Origin of the sequence: Streptomyces sp. NPDC046915 (assembly GCF_040644935.1) — a bacterium.
Taxonomy (GTDB): domain Bacteria; phylum Actinomycetota; class Actinomycetes; order Streptomycetales; family Streptomycetaceae; genus Streptomyces.
Genome location: NZ_JBEYXB010000006.1, coordinates 198,523 through 220,973, shown reverse-complemented (window position 1 = coordinate 220,973; position 22,451 = coordinate 198,523). Strand labels below are relative to the sequence as shown.

The window sequence follows — 22,451 nt, the reverse complement described above, 5'->3', positions numbered from 1 at the left end:
TAGATCTCCCACTCGGCGAGCTCCCGGGCAGAGACTCGGTGGAGCATCTCCGCTACTGAGCAGTGGAAGACTCGTTGGGCGAGGAAGAACCAGAACCGCCGTTGTCCGTCGGCGGCTCGGAGTTTCCCTCCAGCGCCTCCTTCTCCTCCTCGGACAGGCCGGACAGGCGGGCCGCTACGTCGTACAGGCGGTCGATGACGGTGCCGCTCTTCGCGCCGAGCGCGGACGCGTCCTGGTCGGTGAACAGCCGATCGCCGGCCTCGTCGACAAGGCACTTCACCAAGAGCTTGGCCCGCATGCCCTCCTGGACGAGCACGGCTTCCATTCCCTTGCCGTCGAAGGTGGGCCGGAACTGCCTGACCGAGCCCTGGAAGGCGTCGAGTTCGTCGCCGGTCAGGCCGCGGATGATGACGTCGCCGCCCCACTCCGGAACGTCGACCTTCTCGGTCTGGACGTCGACGGCGCCGAGGATGGCGTCGCGGTTGAGTGCCATGGTGCTCCTAGGAAAGGTCTCTGGTGATGCCGTCCAGCACGCGACTGACAGCCCGACGCGAAGCCGGGCCGGCCGTGCGGAGAGCGTCGTAGAAGTAGGGGTGCGAGGTCTGGGTGACCCACACGTCGTGGCCGAACACGGGGTGCCGCCAACGCTTCTTGCCCTCGACCATGGACGGCAGGGAGCGCATGTGGCTGGGCATCTTCCGCCCGTCCACCCGGATGGCGACGCCCGCCTGACGTCCAGCGGTCTTCACCTCGAGCCGCGTCGCCTTCGACAGGGCGCCGCGCAGGCCGTCGGGACTGTAGCCGCGGTTGGAGGGGACCTGCCGGATCGCCTGCCGAACCTTCGGCACGAGAGGCCGGGCCGCGGCGCGCAGCTCTTTCCGGAAGCGTCGCTTGATCTCCGGGTTGTCCATGCGCCGCAGTTCGCGGCTGATCCGCCGCAGATCCTCCCCGCCTTGCAGGCGGATGCTCACAGCACGCCCTCCTCCGTGTACGGGATGAAGATGCGGTGCCGTGCGACGTCGCCCCCATCGGCGAGCTTTCGCCCCTCGCTGTTGGTGGCATGGAACGTGACGTACAGGCCATAGCTGCGGAACTCCAGCGCTTCGACCAGCCGCGCATCGAGCTCCAGTTCCTCGCACAAGACCTTGACCCTGTACCGCGACACCGACTCCGGCACGTGCGGCAAGCTCACGGGATGGTGACGTTCTCAGCCGGGATCTTCGTGACGGAAAACTGGATCGTGATCGTCGACGGGTTCTCGACGTCACGGGACTTGGGCTGGCCGGTGACCTTGACGGGGAAGACGTCCATCTTCTGGCCGGTGACGTCGCCCTCCGGGAAGATGACGACGAAGCCTGCGGTGTCGCGCGGTAGCAGGGTCCGCACGTCCGACGACGTCGACGACAGGTACATCGTGATCGACGAGTCGTCCGCGGTGATCCGGCCCGGGATCTTCGACACGAAGCGGGATCCGAGGTCGGGGGTGTCCTGCTGATCCGAGTTCGTGGCGAAGCCCGACACGGCGGAGATCTCCGCCGTGAGGTCCGAGCCGGCGTTCAGCTCGGACCGGGTCGGCGAGTTGTAGTTCGAGATCGTCGGGACCCAGTAGTAGCGGGTCGTGCCCGGCGGGATGTACCGGCTGGTGGCGGCGATCGGCGTGGCGACCATGGATCAGCTCTCCTCTGCGTCCTTCTTGGTGGCCGCCTTGGTGCGCGACCGCGCCGGCCTGGTGGTGGATTCCGCCGGCTCGGATCCCGGCTCGTCTGTGGCGGCGACTTCGGCCGCCGCGGTCTCCGGCTCGGCTCCCTCTTCGGCGGCTCGCGCCTCGGCTTCCGCCTGCGCCTTCAGCTCGGCCCGGTGCTCCAGCTCCTCGGCGGGGACCTGCTGCCAGCCCGCCGCGCTGTAGTGCGGCAAAGCGTCCCGAAGGACCGCGATCTCCTGGTCGGGGGGCAGCGTCGGGTGCCGCAGAATGACGGTGCTCACGATCAGCTCCCTGTTCGGACGATCGAAATGTGCGTGCAGATGTGAACGCCGGGCGGTGCGGCGAAGAAGAAGCCGAAGTAGACGAGGCCGTCTGCGACTTCTGCCCTGCTCCCGATCAGCGGGAGAGTGGTCACGGCAGCGTCAGGAGACGTGGTGTCTCCGTCGCTGACGGAAGTGCAGGCATCGCACGGACCAGTCGGTGCGATCGTTGCCCAGGCATAGGCGCTGACCGCGTCCGCGTATCCGTCGCTGCCGACGTATGCGACGCCGCTGGCGTTGGCGACACCTCCACCACTCCGCTGGTGGACGACCACGCTCACGGGACCCTCACCACTCCGACAAGCACGGTCGCTCCGGGAGCCGAAACGGCGATCGTCGCGAGACCGGTGGTCGGGTCGGCATACAACGCTGTGGGCAGCGGGATGATGCCCACACCGTCTGTCGCGACGACGTTCGGCGAGACACTGTCCGCGATAGCAAGACGGCCGTCGACCTGACCGGGCGTCGTGACCGTGACGGTGACCGCCGCCCCACTTTTGTTCCTGACGACGAGGAACGTCCCGGCGCCGGTCGCCGCAGTGTCACTGGCTGTCGATGCGACAAGTCCAGCGAAGATATCCGCGCCCACATTGGGCACGACTTGGGTTACGAGCGCGGTCATCGCGTCTCCTGTTCGTGTTGACCCGACGGTCGGGCAGTGGGACGATCCGGCACGCAATGCCCGGGAATATGGGGGGAATTGATCAATGGCAGTACGTGACGTCCAGACGCCGCGGTTCCGCGCCGAGGAGAAGTCCAAAAAGAGCGGCGTGACGTTCGCCGACCTGTGCGAGCTGGTCGACAAGGGTCGAGCAGCTGGTATCGACGGCGAATCGCAGGTCCTCGGTGACTACTGGGTATGGGGCACGCCGCAGGGGCGTGAGGGCTACATCGCCAAGTGGCTCGAGGTCTAGCGGGTGTAGGCGTCGCACTCGACGGTGAAGACGATGACGGCCTGGGCGCCCTGGTCCATCTGGTCCTGCGTCAGCGAGTGGGATCCGACCATGGCCCGCATCACCGTTCCGCGAAGCGTCCTGTCTGCGGCGATCGCCTGAGCGGCTGCCTGGAACAGTTCGTAGACGCGCTGCCGCGCTTGCGACAGGTCTGCTTTCCCGATGAGGACGGCGGCCGCGCAGCGGATCGTGATCTGTTCCCGGTCCGGGCTTCCGCCGAGGCCTTCGGTGAGGAGCGTGGCCTCCGCCGCGCTGTCGTCCTCGTTGCCGGTGTAGCCGACGGAGATGATCTCGTTGATGCGGGCCTGGGAGACGGATGCGCCGTCGCGGACGGTCACGCCCGCGAGGCCTTCGGCCGTCGTGAAGACGGTGACCAGAGCGTCCAGGGCGTCCGGGAGCTTAGAGGCCCATGCCATCTCAGGCCACCCCCGGAAGCTGCGGACCGAGAAGTTCTATGGCGCGCCGCGGGATCGCGAAGCCGCGGCCAGCCACATAGTTGTCCGCGTCGCCGCCAAGCTGCACGCCCATGGTGCCCCGCTGCGTTTCCCACAGATGCTGAATGATGATCAACCCTGCAAGCCGGTAGTTCGCCGGAACCGCCGCCATGCCGGCCTGATAGGCAGCCAGCACCGAGCCCGTGACCGAGGAGCCCGACAGGAGCGTCACCAGCCCCGACTCGCCGTCCACATGCATCGAACCGACGTCCCAGCTCTGCAAACCGTCCAGCGACGTCAGCGACGTCAGTGAAACCGCCGGCACAGACCGCAGCAGGAACGACCGAGCACTGCCCGCGAAGTCCAGCTGGTCGACGACCGTCCGCTGCTCGACAACCTGGCCCAACTGCTCCTCAACGGCTGCGGTGGCCGCATCGATGTAGGTCTGCAGTTCCACGTCCGCCGCCGTGTCCGAGGCGCTGATGTTCAGCTGAGCCTTTGCCGCAGCCAGCGTCACGATCGCCACGACATCCCCCTCTCAGACCGCATACCAACCCCAGGAGGTGCCGTTGTAGAGCGCCTGCACGCGCAGCGTCTGCCCAGTGGTAACCGTGGCCGTGGCGGACCCCGTGCCACTGCTGGTGTAGATCAGCTGGCTGCTCGTCGTCGCCACCGTCAGCGCGTTCGCGCCCACGTTCTTGAGGACGTACTCGACGGGGCAGAAGTCCGCGGCTGGCAGCGTCCCCGTGAACCCGGCCGATGCCGTGTCGCAGACCAGTACCCGGTCAATCGGGCTGCACGTGAACGCGCCCGTCTTCCGCTTGATCGCCCTGGGAACCTGGCCATCGACCAGCTCGATCCCGGTTGGATACTGCGTGCTGACGCCGCCCTCGGTGAACAGACCAGTGAGGACGATCCGGCCGAGCGCGCCGTTCACCGCGCTGCTGGAACTGCCCGCAATGTTCGGCGTGCCCGACTCGGTGCTGATGTTGGCATAGATCGTCGGGCCTACGCCCTGGGAGCCGACACCCATGATGTACAGCTCGTGCGTGCACGCCTCGATGGACGCGCTGATGACGTGCATCGAGTGGACCGAGCCCACCGACCCCGCGTAAGAGCCGACGACGACCAACCCGGCCCAGCAGTACAGCGCCATGTAGCGGTCTGCCATCGTGTGCTCGGTCACGAAACAGGCGTAGGTGTAGCCACCACCGCAAGAGATGTTGCGGGCGATGACGTGGTCGTTGTTGCCCGGCGCTGGCAGCAGCAGCCCGACGGACAGGCCGACACCGAAGGTGCCGGGCGAGGAGTAATCGTTGCCGGGCACGACGCCCGCGGTGCCGTAGCCCACGTTCTCGACGTGGGCGTTGGCGACACCCCACAGGTTCGCAGCGCCGTAGGTGAGGCCGTAGGCGGAGTGCGTGGTCAGGATCGCCAGATCCTTGATCACCGCCTGCATGTTGGAGAAGACCGCGCCGCCCGAGTTTCCGCCGTACCCTGAGGCTTCGTTCGGGCCGCAGATCACGGCCGGGTTGCCGTGCGCGTTGATGTCGGTGGTCTGCGCGCTCGACGAGGAGTACACCCCAAAGCTGATCAGGCAGGACCCGGAGAACTGCGGCGCAGTCTGCTGCCAATGCCGGACCGCCGCGGCGCCGTCGGTCTCGCCGCGGAACTCCAGAATCTTCTTGTTACCGGCGACCGCGTAGGGGCCGAAGACGATCTGCCCGTTTCCGCTCTTGCTGGTGTTCAGCGCCCCGGCGACGATGTACGGCCGCGGGGGCACGTACACCTGCGCGTAGGTGTGCCCGGCCGCCAGGTAGGCCTCCGCCGCGTCCACGGCGGCCTGGATCGCCGAGGTGTCGTCGGTCCCCCAGATGACTACCGCGCCGGAGACGGCGCCGCCGGAGGCGTTCGCTGCGGTGAGGGTAATCTGCGTGGCGCTCTGACGGCTGGCAACAGTGGTGACCAGCGTGGTGACCCCGGTTGGGCCGGCGTTCTTCACCGAGATCGCCTTGCCGACAACCGAGGTCGGCCAGTTCGCGGTCGAACTGGTCAGCACCGCCGACCCAGACGCCATCGCACCATCCGTGACGACCTGCGCATCCCCCGCCGCACCGTAGACGCTGGCGGTGACGTCGAACACCCACGGTTTCGACGACGAGAACCGCGCATCGTCCCCCGCCGCCACCGTGCCCGCCGTTGTGCCCACCGACAGGACGGCCGCGCCCCCAAGCCCAAGGTTCGAACGACCAGCAGCCTTATCTGGAACGTCGCCCAAGTTCTGGGACTTCGCCAAGTAGGCGCCCGCAATGGTCGATGCGTCGATCAGAGTCGAATAGTTGCCCGCCACCGGATCCGGCACCACCACGTCGGCGAGCTTCACACTGAGGCTGGCCTTCGGCAGGCTGATGTACCGCGTCCACGAAGGAGCGTTCGTCAAAACCGCCCGCACCGTATACGTCCACCCCGACGGAGACATACCCGTCGCGTCCGTCGCCACAAGGTCCACGGAGAACGCCCCGCCGACCAACTCGACCGGCGGCACCTCGCCGCCGAGCAGCACATCCTGACCAGCGATGGTGACCACGTCCGGGCCGCTGAAATACAGCTTGCCCTGGATAGCCGTCCCATCAGGAAGCGTCATCGGCTGACCAGAGGAGACGGTGACCTTTTCCACTCCAGCAGGCAGCGCCACAGCACACCTCCGATCAGCCGACGTCGACTGCTACTTGGTGTCGCCCTGCGGCTTCGCCCTCGGGGTGCGCCGCGACTTCGGCTCGGCCGTGTCCTCGGCCGGCTTCTCCGCCGCCGTGTTCTCGGGGAGCGTGGTCGCCAGCTTCGGCTTGTCCTCGCCGCCACCGTCGTCCTTCTTGGCGACGTCATGGTCGTACTGCGCCTTCAGGATGCGGGCCACTTCCTTCGCGTCCTGCGTGCGCCCCGATCGCACATAGGAGTCGTGCTCCTCGATCAGGGCCGCCTTGTACCGGTCGTCGACGCTGCTCATAGCTCCCTCACCTGCTCGATCTCTGGCAGCAGTGCGTAGTAGTCCTGCTTCAGCCGCCTCCGCAGAGGCGACCGTTGACGGGTGCGATGCTCCAGGCGGACATCCCACAGGGCCTCCGCCGGCTCCGCCCGATGCTTGGTGTCGTTGCCGCACAGCACCCGCGTACCGCCCTCGCCCGGGGCGGTCACGACGTAGTGGGCCTGCTGCACGCCGATCCCCGGCAGGGCCCGGAACAGCACGCGGATCGGGAACTGCGAATCGAGGTCGTCGCGCTCCCACATCGTCACCTCGGCGACGTCCTGCTGCGTCGCCGCGAGCAGAGTGCGGGTGTCGGCCGGGACCTGCGTGAGGATTTCGTCGGCGTCGATCCGCAGGAACCAGTCCCCCGGCTCCGCCATCGTCGACCCCAGCCGGAACATGAAGTCACGCTTCTCGACCTCGTTGCCCCACCACGGCTGACGGGGCGTATGAACCGTGCAGCCCATCCCTGCACCGGACGCTGTGTGCGCGATCGTCTCCGCCTGCTCGATCCCACTCGCCGGCTTGCGCACCGCGCCCGGGAAGCGGGCGTAAGGACCATCGACCGCGATCAGGTGGTCGCAGAGCCGGGCCACGGACGCCACGCACTCAGCCAGCCAGGAGGCGGGCTCCTCGTACCACGACAGCAGACCAATGATCCTCATGTGTGCACCCCCAGCCAGCCGCCCCGCGGATTCCTCAAGAAGATGCCGGGCTGTCCAGTCGCAACGCAGGCCGTACCGATGGCGTCATGGACCGTGCCCTCGGCGTGCCCGTTGCCGGCGTCGTGCACCACGCACACCGACCCGCGGGCCCCGACGTCCGCCCACAGCTTGATCTCCGCGAGACGGAACACCGGATCACTGTCGAGGATCACCAGCTGGGCGACCGCCATCTGCTCCGGTGTCGGTGTGGCCTGTTCCGGATCGGCCGGCGGTTGCCGCCACTCGGGGTCAGACTCAAAGCCCAGGTAGGTGCAGGCCGAGAGGTCCAGGTGACCAGTGACGCGGCCGATACCGACCCCGGTCTCCAGAACCTGCACCGGCTGCAGCATCCGCTGCAGGAGACCGACGAAGCGACAGAAGTCCTGTTCCGGCGACCACTCGTCCCAGGAGAGCCAGCCAAGCTCGGCATGCGGGGTGAACTGTTTCTCGTCCTGCATGCAGCCCCCTGTCAGTCGGAGGCTGCGGCCTCCAGGTAGTTCAGCACGCGACGGAACATCTCCGGCGAGTCACCGAAGCGACCAAGGAGCAGATTGTGATCGGGACACAGAAGGCCACGCACACGTCCGCTGTCGTGGCAATGATCGACGTGGAGGTACGTGCGGTACTTACCGGTCGTCAGCTCTTCCGGCTTCACGCCGCAGAGCGCACAACCGCCGCCCTGCGCGGCCAACAGTTGGTCGTACTCCTCGGGAGTGATGCCGTACTTCTTCCACAGGTGTTCCGCGCGGGCACGCCCCGAGGCACTGCGCTCCTTGTCCTTGCAGGCGCGCGAACAGTAGGCGGCTGTTGCCTTCAGGGACTTCGGGACGTACTGCTCACCGCAGTATGTGCAGGTGCGCGGCGCGTGCTCTACCTTCTGCCACCGCACGCCCGGGTTGCGGTGCTCCCGGGCGTACTGCGCCATGCACGGCTTGCACCATGTTCCATTCTTGCCTCGGTAGGAGGGCGAGAACGACTCAAGTGGAAGCCCCTTCTTACAGCGGCCACATCTCTGATTTTCTCCCATCTCCCAAGCGTATCGGAAAATGGGAGAAAGAATCAGAAGATGGGCTAGAACGCCGGGGCGATCAAGCCCGTGCCGCCAATTTCCACGACACTCGCCGGGTAGCGCGCCGCGGTAAAGGCCAGGTAGCCATAGACCTGGAGCCGCACAGTGAGGTTGCCGGAGCCGACCTCCGGCAGCACCCGGGAGCGGATGCCCGACTCGTACAGCAGGATGTCGCTGGCCCGCAGCACGTGGATGACGTCCTCGGTGGTGGACGCACCCAGGTTCGTCGGCATGCTCGGGTCGGTGACCACGGGCAGGCCGTGCATCGAGCCGACGACCTGCTGCGAACCGACGGTGCCGAGCGTGGCGACCGCGTTCTGCGGGTTGCCGGAGTTCGGCACGACCAGCGGACGCCCGTTGGAGTCGGACGCGGCCAGCAGGTACGCCCACCGGCGCGGGTGCATGACGATTACCGTCGGCGCCATGAAGCGCAGGGTGTGGACCCGCTGCACCGCGTCGGCGATCTTGCTGTAGAGCTTCGCCACGGTCGGCGTCGCATCCGTGTACGTCACCGTGGTGATGCCCGAGGTGTTGCGGACACCGGTGACCTGACCGGCCGAGCCGGAACCGGAGATGACCTGGAGGTCCGTCTTGGTGGCGTAGTCGGCGACCAGGTCACGGAAGATGACCTCGTCGAACGACACCGGGGACTGGTCGAGGAGCTGGATGGCCACGTCCTGCTGACCGGCGATCGTGCGCACCGGGGCGTTGATGAACGTGTCCGTCGCGTCCGTCTCCTGCACGGCCGCGTTGTCCGCGGTCTGCGCCGCGGTCGCGGTCCCGGAGGCCACCTTCGGGATGTTGATGCTGTCGGTGCCGGGCGGCAGGGGCTGCATGTTGACGACGTTCGCGTAGGCGCGGCCAGCGCGGGCCAGCTCCACGTACTGCGACATGAGCCACAGCGGCGGGACGAAGTAGCCACCGTTGCCGTCGGTGCGGTTGAGGTCGCGGTACTCGGGGCCGGTGGCGACGTCCTGGGCGTGCCGCTGCAGCCGCTCGCGGGCGCTGCCGTCGTCCATGTTGAGCTGCACCCGGGCCAGGTCCTGCAGGTACGAGCGGCCGTTGCCGCGCTCGTAGGTGCGGGCCTCGGTGACGGACTCCACGCGGGCCGCGGCCCGCTTCACCGCCGCTGCACCGGCGGTGACGGTGCGGGACCGCTCCGCCTCCTCCGACAGCTCGTTGATCCGCTCGTCGAACGACGTCAGTTCGTCGTCCTTGACCTTGACCTGCGCGGTCAGCTCGCGGAACTCGGCGTCCTCCTCCGGGAGGAGGTCGTCGCGGGCCTCCTCCTCGGCGAGGTCGGTGATGGCCTTCCGCTTCGCGATGAGAGTCTCGCGGTCCTTGGCGGCCTGCTCACGTCGAGCGATGAGCCGCTGAAGTCGCTCATTCATGAGCGAGCCTGCCTTTCGTAGGCAAATGGGCATGACGTCGACCCGTGCCGGGCCGGTGAATGCGGTCGTCAGGCCAGTGCCAGGCATGCGACAGCGCCGCTCTCAGTGCCAGAGCGCGGTAAGTGGGTGGGGCCGAGTGCTACTCGGCTTCGTCGAGGTGACGGCGCAGGTGCCGCTCGACGGCGGCCCGCTGGTCCTCGGGGATCGGCGAGTGTGGCAGCATCGACAGGTGGTAGCGCACCGCCGCGATGTGGGCGGGTGCGCCGACGCGGCCCTCGTGGTGGGCGCCCCAGTAGGCGCCCTTGTCGTCGGGCTTGCCGGCCGGGTCGACCCAGGCGTGCATGTAGCGCAGCACCACCTGGTCGCCGGGGGCGGCGTTCAGGGCCGCTCGCCGGTCCATAGGCGCGTCGGTGACCGGCGTCGAGTGGGCCGGGATCGTCGCGGAGAGCGTCACGCTGCGGGTCTCGTCGCCCTGCACGGCCAGCGCCTCGGCCAGTGACATGCTGGTGCGCTTCGACTGCGGTGTGAGCCCGCGCTGCAGCGCGGCGAGGTTCTCTCGGGCGGCGGCCAGGCGATCGATGGCGTTTGTGTCGCCGGAGCGGAGCTCGGCCATCGCCTGCTCGGGGTCGACGTTCACCAGGAGATCCAGCGCCTGCTGCATGCTGTTCAGCTGCGCTGAAGTGTTCGGGTTCGCCCCGAAGTTGACCACCGACACGTCGCCCTTATGCAGGGACACCTCGGTCAGGGTGCGCTCACTGTCGTCGTCCGACCACTTGTCGGCCTTCACCCGGAACGCAAATGACATCTCGTCCATGTCCTTGCGCTTCATCTTCGGCATGAGGCGCTGCACATCCGGGTCGCTCGGATCGAGGGCCGCCTCCACATGAAGCCCTGTCGAGTCCGTCGCCAATTTCAGCGTGCCGCTCTTGGTGCGCGCGAGAGGCATCCCCTCATGGTTGATGAGGAGATGCAGATCGGGCTTGGCCGCCAGGGTGACGTCGAACGCGCGCGGGTCGACGATCTCGCGCCAACCGTAGGGCGGGCCACCAAGGACGTCGTAGGCGTTGTTGAACACGCTCGCGTACCCGGTCAGTTCCAGGTCGCCGCCGACGGCGCGCACCTCAAACTGGCCGCTGGCAATCGCACGCCGCTCAGGCGCGTCGCGCAGCTGATGCCGGTCAACCATTGGTGCCGTCCTTTCGGATGAGGCGCAACGGCCCCGGGTTTTCGCTGCGGATAGCGGGAGGTGAGATCACCGCGTTCGACGCGATCGGCAGGGGCGTGTAGTCCTGGCCGGCACCGTTCGGCAGCGGCGGCTCGTCCTCCAGGGCACGCAGGCCGTCGATGTTGTCCCAGCCGATGAGCCGCTTCTTCTCGTGCACCTCGAAGCGCGTCAGCAGGTCAGCGCGGATCAGCACGTCCGGATCGAACTTCACGTACTGGCCGCGCGGCAGCAGCGCACTGAGGTGCGACTCCAACAGGGCCAGCCACGGCAGCAGAGAGAACTGCACCAGCTCGATCTGCCGCTGCTCCGGGCTGCTGTACGACATCGAACCGCCGGTCTCGCCACCGATCATCTCCGGCGGAATCCCGTAGATCGATGCGATCGTCGACGCTGTCAGCCGCATCGTCTGCACGAACTGCGCCTCATTCGGGGAGACCGTCGTCGGCTCGTACTCCCAGTCCTTGCCGTACACGATGGGCTCATGCGAGCGAATCGCCTGCACCAGACGCCGCTTGATGACATTGGCGTCCTTCTGATCCACCGTCTGCTGCGTGTTCCTGAACCGGCCCGGCGGAACCCCGCCCGACCGGAACCAGTCGTCAGAGAACTGCTGCGCCGACAGCCCGGTCGACACCGTCACCGCATACGCGCCGATCGGCGACAGCCCCCACACCCGGCCCGGCAGCTGGAACCACGGGATATGCACCACGTCCTCAGCCGGCAGCTTCTCCCCCAGGTACGAGAACTTCGGGTTGGTGAAAGAGCCGGGCTCCCCCATCGACGCCAGTCGGTCCTCGCACAGCACGAACGCCGGATCCAGCCACTCGATCGCCGTCGGGTACTCCAGGTAGTCCCTGGCCGTCACCACACCGATCGCGTTCCCGCGGTACGCCAGCGAGGTCACCGCGCGGAACACCCAGTCGTGCAGCGTGCCCTGTGCTGACGGCTGCGTGAACAGCGACGGCAGCGGCAACTCCTGCTTGGAGTCGCCCATCTGCCGGTACACGCACAGCGGCATCCCCGAGATGGTCGCCGCCAGCAGCCGACCGGCCGCCAGGACTGGCCCGAGCCGCAGCGCGCCATCCTCATTCAGGGCCGCCGGAGCGGACAGCGGATCCGCCGGCCACGACACCGACGACGCATCCAGCATCCGCCGCTCGTCACCGCCACGGCGCAGCATCCGTCGGAACGGGTTACGCACAGCCGACCCCCTCCGCTAGAACACGCTGTCGAGTACGTCGTAAGCGGCGGGCATCAGGCCGTGCTCGATCGCGTAGGCCCGTGCCTCATGAGCCAGGACAGCCGCAACCGCGCCATCGATGAGCTGCCCGTCGCCACGCTTGGCCATCTTCAGATAGTGCGTTGCCAGGGCCGTTTCCTCCCCGGGCCGCGGCTTCTTCCGGGCGCCCTTCACGATGACCGCGTTCTTCGCGTGCTTCGTCAAGATCGGATGGCCGTCGTGGGAGATCTCCCCGTTCCCGAAAGCCGTCGTGAACCGCTCGATCGCACGGTCCATGCGCTGCTCCGAGTTCGTCGGGAACTCCACCACCTGGTCCGGCCAGCGCGCCGACCACGAGTCCAGGTAGTCCTGCCAGCGCCACGGGTCCGCGAACATCACCGCCACCCGATAGGCGCCGAACACTTCCGTCAGATGCTTGTCGACCTCCGCCGACGGCACCCGCCAGTCCTCTTTGGCGTCCGCCGGCCGCTCCCAGATCCGCAGACAGAAGAGCCGGCCGTCACTGATACGCGAAGCGATCAACGCCGTCGCATCCCGGTACTTCGAGCCGTCGAAGCCGAGCGCGATCCCGTCACGTGGCCCCAGCGTCTCGTCAGGGCGGGCGTACAGATCCCAGCGTGTCGGATCCACGAACGTCGACTGGCCGACCACCACTTCGTTCAGGAAGAACCGGCGCCGGTCCGCCTCCATGTGCGCGACATCCCGGGCCTCGTCCATGATCCGGCCGCGGATGTTCACCCAGCCGCCACGCTCCCGCGCCGAGTCCCCGTACTGCCGCAGAAGCTCCCGGTACAGGGCCTCGTCGTCGCTCAGATCGTCGACGCGCTCAGGTTCCACGGTGTCGATGTAGACGCGCGGGTTCTTCGACTCCGCGGTCAGCTGCGCCTCGGACGCCTCCGTCGGATCCCAGGCGTTCGTCAGCTCCAGCCAGCGGCCGTCCATACCGGCCACGTTGCGCTTCACCGCGCCCGCCACCTTACGGAACCCGCCTTGAAGCGTGAACAGGTGCGACTCGGTGATCGTCACCGCTGTCAGCTGAGCGCCGAGGCGGGCCCGCGCCGAGCACGTCACCGGCTCGATCTTCCCGCCGCCCGGCAGCGTCACCCGGGTCTCCCCGACGTCCAAGCCGGGCATGTCCGCGAGCGGGCCGCCGCGGGCCATGGCCAGCAGCGGACGCCACGTGTTGTCGGTCTGCTCCTCCGACGTGCCCAGGCAGGCGATCAGCGGAGTCGGATACGGGCGGCCAACCGGCTCGCCGTTGGCGTCCCAGCCGTCGAACTTCGTCGGCCCGAGGGCCTCAGCCCACAGCATCGCCGCACCGAACGGGTCCTTCCCCCACTTCTGCGAGCGCCGCAGCTGGCCGCCGTAGTAGGCGAACGCATCCGGCGCCGGCCACGCCGCCGCATGCTCCACCAGGCGGTAGTAGCGCAGCAGGAACCGCCACATCTCATCCGTCAGCCGGTACGGCTCCCCCTTGCGGTAACCATCCGGGATGACGAGGTGCGACTCGATCCACTCGCCGATCTCGTACCCGAGCGTGGGGAACTCGCCCGGCTCGGCCGGGCCCCGCCACGGCATCAGACAGCCTTGATGCGCTTGCGGACGTTCGTCGCCTGCCGCTGCTCCGCCACCTCGTCGGCGACAACCTCCCACAGCAGCAGGCGCATCGCCTTCGGCGTCAGACCGAGCCGGTCCTCGAGGGCCGTCGCCTGCGCAAGAAGCTGCGCCGACGCGTCCTTCTGCTCGGCCGCCACCATCACGCGGCAGTACCGGCCCACGGTGCGCGTCCAGCCGAGCCGCTCCCACGCCACCGCCTGCGGCGTCCGCCACAACTCAGCCCACGCCCGGCTCTCCGCCGCGGCCGGCTTCCCGGGGAGCGGCCATGCCGGGGGCGCCCCCTTGCGGCCCTCGGCAGGCAACTGCAGCGGGCCGCCGCGCGAATTGCGCCGAACGGGATCGAACTTCGGAGCCGGGCCAGGCATGAGCACCTCCCTGATATCCGAGTGCACGCCGCTTGACCGGGACGTCCGGCAAGAGGAAACTGGGGGTCAGAACGTTGGCGAACTCCCGCGAAGACGGTTGAGATGCCAGCGAATCCCACCAAGATCAGGACCAATTCGAAGCCCCAGTCGGGAAATGCCGGCTGGGGCTCTCTGCTGCTATCTCAAACCCGTACAGATTGCGGGGACCATGGGGGCGGGGTCAGAAGACGATCATGGTCAAAAAACCGACATTCCTGCACAATGTGGTGTTCGCGCAGGTCAGAGCGCTATCCATTGCCCCTCAGCGGCCCGCGGATAGAGTTGCAGCGGCGGCACACGACCTGCACGTCCTCCAGGCTCTCCGCTGGCCACCGCAGATGGTCACCAGTCAGCGGATTGGACGTGGCGACGGCCCGCTCACGGTCAATCCCGCAATCGGTGCACCACGGCTGCGCCTCAACGGCCTGAGCGACGAGCGCCTGCCACGCCGTGCCATAGCCGCGCTGCGACGTCATCCCACGCCTCTGATACCGACGATTGTCGACGGCAAGGCGACACTCAGGGCAGCGACTACCAGTCGAGAGACGACCGCAGTCCAGGCAGGGGCGTCGTGCCACGGCTACCTCCAGGTCCTGGGCTACCGCCTGCTGCTGCACCACTGGTGCCCGCAGTCCACCAGTGCAGGGTTGTAGTACTGGTCCACCAGGTCACCCTCTGCCGGGCTCTGCTCTAGCTCTAGCTCCTGCTCCAGCTGCCTGATTCGGTACTGCGAGGGAGCGTCATGGACAGGGCAGCGCCTGGCTACACGGTGGAGTAGGGAACGCATGACCAGGGTTACAGCCACGCGGCCCGCTGCAGGGACAGTCGCCCATCAGGCAGCCGCTCCCACCAGTAGTGCTTACCGAACAGCACGAACGTTCGGAGCTCCTCGTACCGCATGGCCACCTCCTGGGGATTGAGCCCCGCCGTCCGGGAACGGGTTCGGACGGCGGGACGAACTAGGCGGCAGGGTCGGTGCCGTAGTCGCCGGCAGCGAGACGCTCGGGCTGGCGGCAGATGTTCCAGTCGCACGGGCTCCCGGCCTCGGTGTGCCAGCACTGGACCTGCGGGTCATCGCCCTCGTCGAGGTTGTACACGGTCAGTCCGCCATCTGGGCTGGATGCCGCGTAGTGCCAGGCGAGTGACCGCACACGGACCCCACCAGGCGTGCTCTGGAAGATGGGCTCGACCTTGACGGCACCGTCGGGCACGTAGGGCATGTCGAGCGTGACCATCGTCGTGTAGGCGTCGTTCGATTTCCGGGCCACCTCGGTCGCCTGCAGCAGGGCCAGCGCCTGAGGGAGCTCTTCGAGCAGCTCGTCACTGACGAGCAGGCCAACGTGCGGCACGGCGTCTCCCCTCAGGCGGCGCGGGCTCCGGCCGGCAGCGGCGGCGCCTGCCCTGGCTCCAGCAGTTCCCGCGTGTATTCGTCGCGGCGGCCCTTGGGCAGGTCGTACACGTTGTACCTGGCCTGTTTGCCGCGCCCGGTCTTGCCGATGCGGCCTTCGGATGCCCAGCGCCAGATGGTGCCGACGGGAACGCCCGCGTAGTAGGCGGCATCCGCGGCAGAGACGTAGCCGGGGGACATCGTTCACCTCCCCCGGGAATGGCGAGAGGCCCACCAGTGTGGCGGGCCTCAAAGCGCACGAAGGCTATCTGAGCAGATCGTCGCTTCGGCGGTGGTGATCTGTCAAGTCCTCAACTACCTCGGGTGTCGCACCACTCACCCCCGCTTCGGGTAGCGGTGGCCGGCGGGCGGGTTCTTGGACTGGTTGACGTAGAGGGCTTGGCCGACGACTTCTTCGAACTTGTCGACGGGGCGGTCGGGGTCCATGGATGCGCCGAGTGCGGCGAGCAGGCTCATGGCGCGCTCGCGGTCGTCGTCGGCGGTTTCGCGGCGGATGCTCACGGGTCTCCTTAGCGGTTGCGGGCGTGGGCGAGGTCGGCGGCCCGGTCGAAGGCGATGAGGACGGGCGCGACGGACGGCTGCCGTGCGTTCCAGGACGGGATGGTCTCGGCCTGCCAGTGCCGTTGGATGGCGTCGAGGAGGAGCACGCAGGCGTCGTCGGCCTGGTCGCGGCTGCTCGCTTCGACGCGGATGGCGCCGATGGGGCAGCGCCGGCCTTCCTCGTCGACGAGCGCGTCGCGGATCCAGCCGTCGGTCTGCAGTCGGGTGCGGGCCCGGTGGAGGAGGGCGGCGAGCGGCGTGGTGTAGGGGTTGGGGACGGCGGTCTGCGGCAGGTGCGGGACGGTAATCTCGACGGGCGGCTCGGTGGGGATGTGCGCGGAGTTGATGTCGACGGCGAGGCCGGCGAGCGTGAGCCGCGCGTCCATGACGGCTCCGGCGCGGGCGAGCCGGGCTTCAAGGTCGAGGACGGGCGGGGCTGCGGGCGCGAGGGTGGCGGTGGTCATCGCTTGGCCTTGCCGCTGTTGCACTTCTCGGGGCAGGCGACCGTTCGCTGAACACCGCCGAATGCGGTGTACAGGACGCCGTTGCCGGTACAGCACCAGCACAGGCCCTTGGCGACTGCCTCGATGGGCGACAGGCTGCCGTTTTGGGCTTCCCACTGCTCGTCGGTCATGATGGTGATCTCCTGTCTGCTTTGGTGGGTGGGAGACCGGGGCGTCCCTGGTCGCTTCCAGGCATTCGAGGGGCGCCCCGGCTGAACTACTTCGCGGCCATGGCTGCCGCGTAGACCTCGGCGTCCGTGAATCCGGCGGCGGCGGCTGCATGGAGTGCGGGCATCACTGCCGCGTAGTCCGGGTGGGATTCGTCAGCTCCGGCGGCGAGCAGTTCGTTGCCTCGGCGCAGGGCGGCGACGGCGCGGTTGAAGGTCTCGTCTCGGTTGGGCATGGTCAGGCTCCTTCGCTGAAGGTGACGTGCATCGAGGCGTGCAGCAGCTGGGCGGCCTCGCTGCCGTCGGTCTTCCGGGTGGCGAAGCGAGCCTGTACCTCGGCGACGATGCGGTCGGTGGTGGCGCGGTCACCGCGCTTCTTCGCGGCGATGTAGTCGCGCACGGACTGGTGGGTGATCTTCAGGTCGGACATGGCTTTCTCCTTTGGCTGGTCAGGACGAGCCGAGCGGGATAGTCGACTCGACGTCGGAGATGGTGCGGATAGCACTGAGTGGGCCTTCACTCATAGGGAGTGCTCGGTGCTGGGCCCATGCGATGTCTTTGATGCGGCGGGCGGTTTGGGTGTCGCCGTGACGCCAGGCGGAGACGAACTCTCGGATCAGTTCGCTGTTACTGATCATCAGGCGCGCCAGCTGCCGAGGCGGCGGCGGGTGCGGGGGTCGCTGCCGTCGGCGACCTGCTTCTCCAGGCCGCGGATCTCGGCCTCGTCGAGGACGCCCTCGTAGCCAGCGGGCAGCGGGCCGGCGACCTGGGGTGCGGGGCCGGCGATGTTGCGGATGCCGGCCGGGGGCTTCTCGTAGACGGTGCCGCACTGGCTCAGGAGGGCCTGGACGGACATGTGGCCGGTCATCCACAGGCCGGTGACGCGGGACTGCCGGTCGAAGGTGTGAGCCGAGTAGGTCTGGGCGTCCTCGTAGGGTGCGAGGTTGCGAGCCATGCGGTTGATCGTGTAGACGGTTTTGCCTTTGCTGAGGTAGGCGTTGAGGTCGCGGATGCCCTTCTTGCTGGGCTCCCAGGTACGTCCGGCCATGCGTGATCTCCAGTCTGGTTTGCGGTGGTTTGTCTTCACTGGTCAAGGCTGCTATGCCGGTGAAGGTGCAGGTCAGGGCTGCTATGGGTGCTGCTATGCGGCTGCTACGACCGAGCGTTGACCAGCGGCCGACCAGCGGGGCTAGCAGCTCTGACCTGCGACTTCGCATGCCGACCAGGGGCTAGCGGCGCCGACATATAGAACATATGGGTCACAGAACCCGCTTGAGCCGATCGAGCTTGTAGCCGCGCGGGTTCTTCTCTCCGTCGAGCGAACCAAGCTGCACCGGCATCCCGATGCCCGCGTTGTCCATGAGCGTCTTCAACTCGTCGACGGTCATCTCCAGGTAGGCGTCCTCGTCGTAGTCCCGCAGGGCCAGGAGGAGCTTCTCGGTCTTCATCCGGTCGACGCCCAGCTTCTCCATGACGGCGACCGCGTCCTCCACCACGCTGCGGGCGGGCCCATCGGAGAGCGCCATGCCTTCGGCTGGTTCGGCGCCGCAGAGTCGGAGCAACTGCTCCCAGGTGAGGAGCTTCGGCAGCGGCATCCCGATGTCGGGGAGGTCAACGTCGGCCATGGCAAGCAGCGAGTCCATGTCGGGCTCGACTAGTCCGGCTTCCCTCCGCTCCTCGGCAAGCTTCCGCAAGATGACGGACGGGGTCTCGTGGATGGCGTACTCGATCGGCTCGTCGGCCTTGCCGGGGACGCCCTGGATGTAGATGTGGCCGGCATCCTTCGGGTCGGTGTCGGTGGCCGGGGACAGCTTGTGCGGCAGCCAGCCCTCGGCTACGGCGCCGTCACCGAAGACCGCCCGGGTGTCGCCTACCTTGCAGGGGCCTACCGCCTTGAGGGCGATCATCTGGGCAATGTTCTCGCCCAAGTACAGCTTCGTGCCGCCCTGCGAGGCGATGAACAGGGTGACGGCTTCCTTGCGGCCGACGAGGAGGAGTTCGAAGGCGAGCCGCTTGGCCAGCTCGGAGCCCTTGGGGAACTCGTCGAAGATCACGACGATGTGGGGGTGCTTCTTGCTGACCTTCCACTTCTTGCCCATGCCGAGCTTGGCCCGCAGCCGGGCTCGCCCCTTGGACAGCATCAGCAGGAACAGAAGCACGGCCTCGATCTGCTGGTGGCTCCGGGCGGTCACCCGGACGGCGTCGTGGAGGTCTTCCAGGCCGTCGCCGTGCGGGTCGAGATCGAAGGTGATGTTGTCGTAGCAGGCTGTGGTGACTTCGCCGATGGCCTGGAGCAGGCCGGTCTTGCCGCCACCAGAGGCGGCGACCAGCAGACCCATAACGCCGGCCAATGCGGCCTCCAGCGCATCGCCGCCGACCGATGTGCCGAGGCGGGACTTCTCTGTGATGGAGACCGACTTGGGTGCCCGGTATGGCAGGCCGGGCGCGGTGGCGAACGGATCGCCCTCCACAAGTCGGAGGATGGAACAGGCCCGCCGCTCGGCCATGGGCTGCGGGCGAACACCGTTGGTCTGCAGGTCGAATCGGGTCTCCAGCGCTCCGCTCTTGGCGATGATCGCCTCGGGGGTACCTTCGCCAACGCGGACGATGCACTGCCAGCCCCACGGCTGCCGCACCACGTCGGATACCTCTACGACCGGCACGCCCTCGGCAACCATGGCCAGCAGCACGCACTGGGCGGCTTGGTCAGGGGTGCGCGCGTTGCGCAGCGGGAACGGCTTGGCGCCTTCGGGCAGCTGCTCGACGGACATGACGACGCCGCTGATTCCGGGCATCACCGCTCCCCCGGCCGGGTCCGCCTGGAACGTGGCGGGCAGGCTGCCGGTCGGGGTCGTCACGAAAGGGACCTCCACCCCCTCGGCGGTGCGGGCCGTGAACGGGCGGGAGATGAGGTGCCATCCATAGCTGAGGCCGGCGCCGAGGGCTGTGAGCACCAGCGGGTGTCCGTGGACGGCCTGGTCTATGCCGGTGCCCAGGGCGGAAAGGGAGGCGAGACCGCCGCCGATGATCAGGGCGGCGCGCCCGGCCCGCTTGCTGTGACGGACGTTGTCGATCTCGCGGTCGGTGGGCGGCAGTACCGGCTGCGCTTCGAGCCCGGCCAGCTTGGCTTCGGCATGCGCGACCTGGCCGGCGAGGCTGGACAGCTGGCTGCTGTTGCCGCCGTGTTCGGCCTGCGTCTTGGCGACGTGGAGGCGGGCATGGAGCTGGGCGACGTGCCGCTGCTGCTGCGCGATCCGCTCGGTGTGCTTGCGCTGCTTGCGTTCGGTGGCGGCTTGGATGACGTCGACGTGGTCGAGGTCGCCGCCGGCCAGCCAGTCCTTGGTGCGGGCAGCCGCGTGGCTTCGCTGGACGGCGAACGCTGCCTTGATGCGCTCGCCGCGGGTGGGCTCGGCGCTGTCCTGTTCGACGGTCTGCTCGACCTGCTCCGACTCGACTTCGGTGGCCACGAGGCTCTTCCTTCCTGGGGTCGGGGGGCGGGGCCAGGGGTGGGCCCCGCCGATGGGGTGGCTAGCCGAGGCCGCCGAGCATGCTGCCGAGCGAGCCGACGAGGCTGTTGGTCATCTGGGCGCCCATGGAGCCGATGACGGTGCCGGACAGGGCGAGACCGAAGAGGCCGCCGATGATGGCGTCGCTGACCTTGAGGCCACCGTGCTTGACCTTGTAGAAGACGATGATCGCGAGGATGAGGATCGCGACGACGCTGACGCCGATGACGCCACCGCTGGCGGACTGGGTGGTGATCTGGCTGTAGCCGGCCGGGCTCTGCGGGGTGTTGAGCGGGTTCTGCAGCTGGGTGCCGACACCGCCGTTGTCGGGGGTGACGCCGGTGGTGGTGTCGCTGGTCTTGTAGGAGGCGACGGTGGCGACGTGGTCGACGGTGGCCTGGTGGCCGTAGCCGCCCATGCCGGTGACCCGGATGGTGCGGCCGTCGGGCAGGTTCACGGGGGCGGTGACGGCACGGTGGGCGACGGTCTGGGTGGCCGCGGACGCGGGCACCGGGGCGGCGGCGGTGATCGCGGCGGCGCCTCCGAGGAGGGCTACGGCCGCACCGCCCGAAGCGGCGATCTGACGGAAGCTGATGGTCATGGTGGTGATCTCCAAGGTCAGGTGTGAAGGTTGAAGTTGAAGGTGTTGGCGGCGTGCTGCGGGATGCCGAGCTCGGTGGCGCACTTGGCGCGGACGTGCTCGTGGATCTCCAAGGCGGTGACGGTGTCGCCGGCGCCGACGCGGTAGGCGCCCTCACAGGGGAAGCGGACTTCGCGGCCGTTCGGTCCCGGACCGGCGAGGATCATGCTCCAGCGGTAGACGCCGGACGGCAGGGGCTTGTTCGCGGGGTACGGCATGTCTCTCCTGGGGGGTGAGCTAGTCGGCGTTCGGGCGGCTGTTCTTCACGAAGTTGCGCAGTCGGACGGCGTACTCGTTGGAGCCTCCGCCGATCACTTCGCGGACCTTGCGGGCGGAGAGTCGGTCGACGTCTCCGAGGGCGTCAGCGAGCTTGCGGACCTTCTCGATGTGGGCCGGGTCGAGTGGCCGTTCGGGGGTCTTGGCGGAGGTTCGGCCAGAGGGCTGCTTCCCTTTACGCCCAAGGGCTTCAGGCCCTTCGGAGGCCTTCCGGGAGCGGGCCCGTGACCCTCCCCCCACAGGTCCGCCAGAGCCGCCTCCTGCGGGCGTTCCGGACGGCCCGTCGTCACCGCCGTTCGGGTTGAACGCGTGCGACAGGAACAGGTCCACGGCAACGCTTTCGGGGCTGCGGTCGGCGTCCTCGAGGAGGGCCTCTATGGCGACCCGAGCCACCTCGCGGGCGGCCAGCGAGCCAGCGGTCACGGATAGAGGGAGTGCGTTGCAGGTGTCCCAGGCGCGCTCCCAGGCGACCTCGCGGCTGATCGCACCCGTGGGGTGGGCGATCATGATGCGGCGAAACTCCTTGAACTCGTCCGGGAACTCGTCCTCCCGATCCCGGTCCTCGGTCGCCCAGACCTCTTCCTGGGCACGCCGCGCCTTCACCTCTTCACGGGCGGCCCGCCGGTCCTGGGCCCGCTGCTTCAGATCCCGCCCGTCCTCAGCGGCCTTCGACTCCAGGAACTGGCGGACCTCCGCCAACAGCGGGCCGATCACCGAGGTTGCGGCGAGCGCCCAGCCGGCGACCGGACCGTACTCGCCGCGGCCGTGGGCGAGGTTGATGTAGCCGGCGATGCTGGCGAGGGCGCCGGTGAGGATCCAGAACGGCCAGCGGGGCAGACCCTTGCGGTGCGCCCACCGGGTGCCCATGACACCGACCCAGGCGAGGAGCTCGAGGAAGAAGGGGATCGGGGCAAGCGTCCAGGCCGGCCCGGAGTTGGTGTCGTCCTTGCGGTGCAGGCCGAGGAAGTAGCTGATCTGCGCGGGAAGCGCGGCGAGCAGGCCGAGCGCCATGACCACGTTCACGAGGATCTTGAAGGTGGTGCCGTTGTCGTCGCGCTGCTCGCGCCGCTTCTCCCTGCGAGCCGCCTTGTCGTCCTTCGCCGTGTCGGTGACCGCGGCGAGCTGGTTGGCCAGCTTCGCCTGCTTCACCTGCTCGGCAAGCAGCGCTGTCTGCGTCTGCGCGGCCCCGGCAGCGGCGGCCTGCTTCATCCCCTCCGCTTCGGCCTTCGTCTTCTCGGCCTGGGCGCTGGTCAGTGCGGCGTCGGCGTCACGCTCCTTCCAGGAACGGTATTCGCTGCTCATCGGAGTGTCCTTCCAGGACTAGTGAGGG

Annotated in this window: 33 protein-coding genes; 2 read left to right on the top strand and 31 right to left on the bottom strand. The window is 68.1% G+C overall.

Annotated elements, in window-relative coordinates; genetic code table 11:
* Positions 1–52 precede the first annotated feature (52 nt).
* From ABZ915_RS17810 to ABZ915_RS17780, 7 genes are read right to left on the bottom strand one after another with little or no spacing between them, the layout of a single operon-like run.
* A complete protein-coding gene (locus ABZ915_RS17810) occupies positions 53–493 on the bottom strand; it encodes a phage tail assembly chaperone (RefSeq protein ID WP_361803181.1) in 441 nt (146 codons plus the stop codon).
* Positions 494–500: 7 nt separating this feature from the next.
* A complete protein-coding gene (locus ABZ915_RS17805) occupies positions 501–971 on the bottom strand; it encodes a hypothetical protein (protein WP_361803178.1) in 471 nt (156 codons plus the stop codon).
* Complete coding sequence (locus ABZ915_RS17800) at positions 968–1,192, bottom strand: hypothetical protein (RefSeq protein ID WP_361803175.1); 225 nt, start codon at positions 1,190–1,192, stop codon at positions 968–970. The genes ABZ915_RS17805 and ABZ915_RS17800 overlap by 4 nt, the downstream gene beginning before the upstream one ends.
* Positions 1,189–1,668 (bottom strand): hypothetical protein, encoded by a 480-nt coding sequence (locus ABZ915_RS17795; protein ID WP_361803172.1) that lies wholly within the window; start codon positions 1,666–1,668, stop codon positions 1,189–1,191. The genes ABZ915_RS17800 and ABZ915_RS17795 overlap by 4 nt, the downstream gene beginning before the upstream one ends.
* 3 nt (positions 1,669–1,671) lie before the next feature.
* The gene (locus ABZ915_RS17790; protein ID WP_361803169.1) at positions 1,672–1,983 is read right to left on the bottom strand and encodes a hypothetical protein; all 312 of its coding nucleotides are present in this window, start codon (positions 1,981–1,983) and stop codon (positions 1,672–1,674) included.
* A 2-nt stretch (positions 1,984–1,985) separates the two neighbouring features.
* Positions 1,986–2,303 carry a hypothetical protein gene (locus ABZ915_RS17785; RefSeq protein ID WP_361803166.1) on the bottom strand — a complete coding sequence of 106 codons (318 nt, stop codon included), beginning with the start codon at positions 2,301–2,303 and terminating at the stop codon, positions 1,986–1,988.
* Complete coding sequence (locus ABZ915_RS17780) at positions 2,300–2,644, bottom strand: hypothetical protein (protein ID WP_361803163.1); 345 nt, start codon at positions 2,642–2,644, stop codon at positions 2,300–2,302. Before ABZ915_RS17780 ends, ABZ915_RS17785 begins: the two co-directional genes overlap by 4 nt.
* An 85-nt stretch (positions 2,645–2,729) precedes the next feature.
* On the opposite strand from ABZ915_RS17780, the gene ABZ915_RS17775 reads away from it, so the two are divergent.
* Positions 2,730–2,936: a hypothetical protein gene (locus ABZ915_RS17775; protein ID WP_361803160.1), complete on the top strand. Its 207-nt coding sequence runs from the start codon at positions 2,730–2,732 to the stop codon at positions 2,934–2,936.
* Here ABZ915_RS17775 and ABZ915_RS17770 read toward each other — a convergent pair.
* The 12 genes from ABZ915_RS17770 to ABZ915_RS17715 all read right to left on the bottom strand — a co-directional run bounded on the left by ABZ915_RS17770 (position 2,933) and on the right by ABZ915_RS17715 (position 14,042).
* Complete coding sequence (locus ABZ915_RS17770) at positions 2,933–3,391, bottom strand: hypothetical protein (RefSeq protein WP_361803157.1); 459 nt, start codon at positions 3,389–3,391, stop codon at positions 2,933–2,935. The two genes, ABZ915_RS17775 and ABZ915_RS17770, sit on opposite strands and share 4 nt — an antisense overlap.
* A gap of 1 nt (position 3,392) precedes the next feature.
* Positions 3,393–3,935 (bottom strand): head-tail connector protein, encoded by a 543-nt coding sequence (locus ABZ915_RS17765; RefSeq protein WP_361803155.1) that lies wholly within the window; start codon positions 3,933–3,935, stop codon positions 3,393–3,395.
* Positions 3,936–3,947: 12 nt separating this feature from the next.
* Complete coding sequence (locus ABZ915_RS17760) at positions 3,948–6,086, bottom strand: hypothetical protein (protein ID WP_361803152.1); 2,139 nt, start codon at positions 6,084–6,086, stop codon at positions 3,948–3,950.
* Positions 6,087–6,134: 48 nt separating this feature from the next.
* Positions 6,135–6,413, bottom strand: coding sequence for a hypothetical protein (locus tag ABZ915_RS17755; RefSeq protein WP_361803149.1), 279 nt, complete (start codon positions 6,411–6,413; stop codon positions 6,135–6,137).
* A complete protein-coding gene (locus ABZ915_RS17750) occupies positions 6,410–7,096 on the bottom strand; it encodes a hypothetical protein (RefSeq protein WP_361803146.1) in 687 nt (228 codons plus the stop codon). The genes ABZ915_RS17755 and ABZ915_RS17750 overlap by 4 nt, the downstream gene beginning before the upstream one ends.
* Positions 7,093–7,593 carry a hypothetical protein gene (locus ABZ915_RS17745; protein WP_361803143.1) on the bottom strand — a complete coding sequence of 167 codons (501 nt, stop codon included), beginning with the start codon at positions 7,591–7,593 and terminating at the stop codon, positions 7,093–7,095. The genes ABZ915_RS17750 and ABZ915_RS17745 overlap by 4 nt, the downstream gene beginning before the upstream one ends.
* An 11-nt stretch (positions 7,594–7,604) precedes the next feature.
* Positions 7,605–8,060 (bottom strand): endonuclease VII domain-containing protein, encoded by a 456-nt coding sequence (locus ABZ915_RS17740; protein WP_361803140.1) that lies wholly within the window; start codon positions 8,058–8,060, stop codon positions 7,605–7,607.
* A gap of 146 nt (positions 8,061–8,206) precedes the next feature.
* Positions 8,207–9,595: a phage major capsid protein gene (locus ABZ915_RS17735; RefSeq protein ID WP_361803137.1), complete on the bottom strand. Its 1,389-nt coding sequence runs from the start codon at positions 9,593–9,595 to the stop codon at positions 8,207–8,209.
* A 139-nt stretch (positions 9,596–9,734) separates the two neighbouring features.
* Entirely contained in the window at positions 9,735–10,781 is a 1,047-nt protein-coding gene (locus ABZ915_RS17730; RefSeq protein WP_361803134.1) for an HK97 family phage prohead protease, read from the bottom strand.
* Complete coding sequence (locus ABZ915_RS17725) at positions 10,774–12,021, bottom strand: phage portal protein (RefSeq protein ID WP_361803131.1); 1,248 nt, start codon at positions 12,019–12,021, stop codon at positions 10,774–10,776. The genes ABZ915_RS17730 and ABZ915_RS17725 overlap by 8 nt, the downstream gene beginning before the upstream one ends.
* A 15-nt stretch (positions 12,022–12,036) precedes the next feature.
* Positions 12,037–13,638 (bottom strand): hypothetical protein, encoded by a 1,602-nt coding sequence (locus ABZ915_RS17720; protein WP_361803129.1) that lies wholly within the window; start codon positions 13,636–13,638, stop codon positions 12,037–12,039.
* On the bottom strand, positions 13,638–14,042 hold the full coding sequence (locus tag ABZ915_RS17715; protein ID WP_361803126.1) for a hypothetical protein: 405 nt from the start codon (positions 14,040–14,042) through the stop codon (positions 13,638–13,640). The genes ABZ915_RS17720 and ABZ915_RS17715 overlap by 1 nt, the downstream gene beginning before the upstream one ends.
* A gap of 233 nt (positions 14,043–14,275) precedes the next feature.
* Here ABZ915_RS17715 and ABZ915_RS17710 point away from each other — a divergent pair, with 233 nt between their 5' ends.
* Complete coding sequence (locus tag ABZ915_RS17710) at positions 14,276–14,734, top strand: hypothetical protein (protein WP_361803123.1); 459 nt, start codon at positions 14,276–14,278, stop codon at positions 14,732–14,734.
* A gap of 306 nt (positions 14,735–15,040) precedes the next feature.
* Here the strand turns inward: ABZ915_RS17710 and ABZ915_RS17705 are convergent, their stop codons facing one another.
* The 12 genes from ABZ915_RS17705 to ABZ915_RS17650 all read right to left on the bottom strand — a co-directional run bounded on the left by ABZ915_RS17705 (position 15,041) and on the right by ABZ915_RS17650 (position 22,423).
* Positions 15,041–15,430 carry a hypothetical protein gene (locus tag ABZ915_RS17705; RefSeq protein WP_361803120.1) on the bottom strand — a complete coding sequence of 130 codons (390 nt, stop codon included), beginning with the start codon at positions 15,428–15,430 and terminating at the stop codon, positions 15,041–15,043.
* Between the two features lie 11 nt (positions 15,431–15,441).
* Positions 15,442–15,669, bottom strand: a complete 228-nt coding sequence (locus tag ABZ915_RS17700) for a helix-turn-helix domain-containing protein (protein WP_361803117.1) — start codon at positions 15,667–15,669, stop codon at positions 15,442–15,444.
* A gap of 135 nt (positions 15,670–15,804) precedes the next feature.
* Positions 15,805–15,990, bottom strand: coding sequence for a hypothetical protein (locus ABZ915_RS17695; protein WP_361803114.1), 186 nt, complete (start codon positions 15,988–15,990; stop codon positions 15,805–15,807).
* 8 nt (positions 15,991–15,998) lie between these two features.
* The gene (locus ABZ915_RS17690; protein ID WP_361803111.1) at positions 15,999–16,493 is read right to left on the bottom strand and encodes a hypothetical protein; all 495 of its coding nucleotides are present in this window, start codon (positions 16,491–16,493) and stop codon (positions 15,999–16,001) included.
* Positions 16,490–16,663: a hypothetical protein gene (locus tag ABZ915_RS17685; RefSeq protein ID WP_361803108.1), complete on the bottom strand. Its 174-nt coding sequence runs from the start codon at positions 16,661–16,663 to the stop codon at positions 16,490–16,492. Before ABZ915_RS17685 ends, ABZ915_RS17690 begins: the two co-directional genes overlap by 4 nt.
* Positions 16,664–16,749: 86 nt before the next feature.
* Entirely contained in the window at positions 16,750–16,935 is a 186-nt protein-coding gene (locus ABZ915_RS17680; protein ID WP_361803105.1) for a hypothetical protein, read from the bottom strand.
* A gap of 2 nt (positions 16,936–16,937) precedes the next feature.
* Positions 16,938–17,129, bottom strand: a complete 192-nt coding sequence (locus ABZ915_RS17675) for a hypothetical protein (protein ID WP_361803102.1) — start codon at positions 17,127–17,129, stop codon at positions 16,938–16,940.
* 207 nt (positions 17,130–17,336) lie between these two features.
* Positions 17,337–17,747 (bottom strand): hypothetical protein, encoded by a 411-nt coding sequence (locus ABZ915_RS17670; RefSeq protein WP_361803099.1) that lies wholly within the window; start codon positions 17,745–17,747, stop codon positions 17,337–17,339.
* Between the two features lie 211 nt (positions 17,748–17,958).
* The gene (locus tag ABZ915_RS17665; RefSeq protein WP_361803096.1) at positions 17,959–20,166 is read right to left on the bottom strand and encodes a hypothetical protein; all 2,208 of its coding nucleotides are present in this window, start codon (positions 20,164–20,166) and stop codon (positions 17,959–17,961) included.
* Between the two features lie 61 nt (positions 20,167–20,227).
* The gene (locus ABZ915_RS17660) at positions 20,228–20,806 is read right to left on the bottom strand and encodes a hypothetical protein (RefSeq protein WP_361803093.1); all 579 of its coding nucleotides are present in this window, start codon (positions 20,804–20,806) and stop codon (positions 20,228–20,230) included.
* 17 nt (positions 20,807–20,823) lie between these two features.
* A complete protein-coding gene (locus ABZ915_RS17655) occupies positions 20,824–21,063 on the bottom strand; it encodes a hypothetical protein (RefSeq protein WP_361803090.1) in 240 nt (79 codons plus the stop codon).
* Positions 21,064–21,082: 19 nt separating this feature from the next.
* The gene (locus ABZ915_RS17650) at positions 21,083–22,423 is read right to left on the bottom strand and encodes a hypothetical protein (protein ID WP_361803087.1); all 1,341 of its coding nucleotides are present in this window, start codon (positions 22,421–22,423) and stop codon (positions 21,083–21,085) included.
* Between the last annotated feature and the right edge of the window lie 28 nt (positions 22,424–22,451).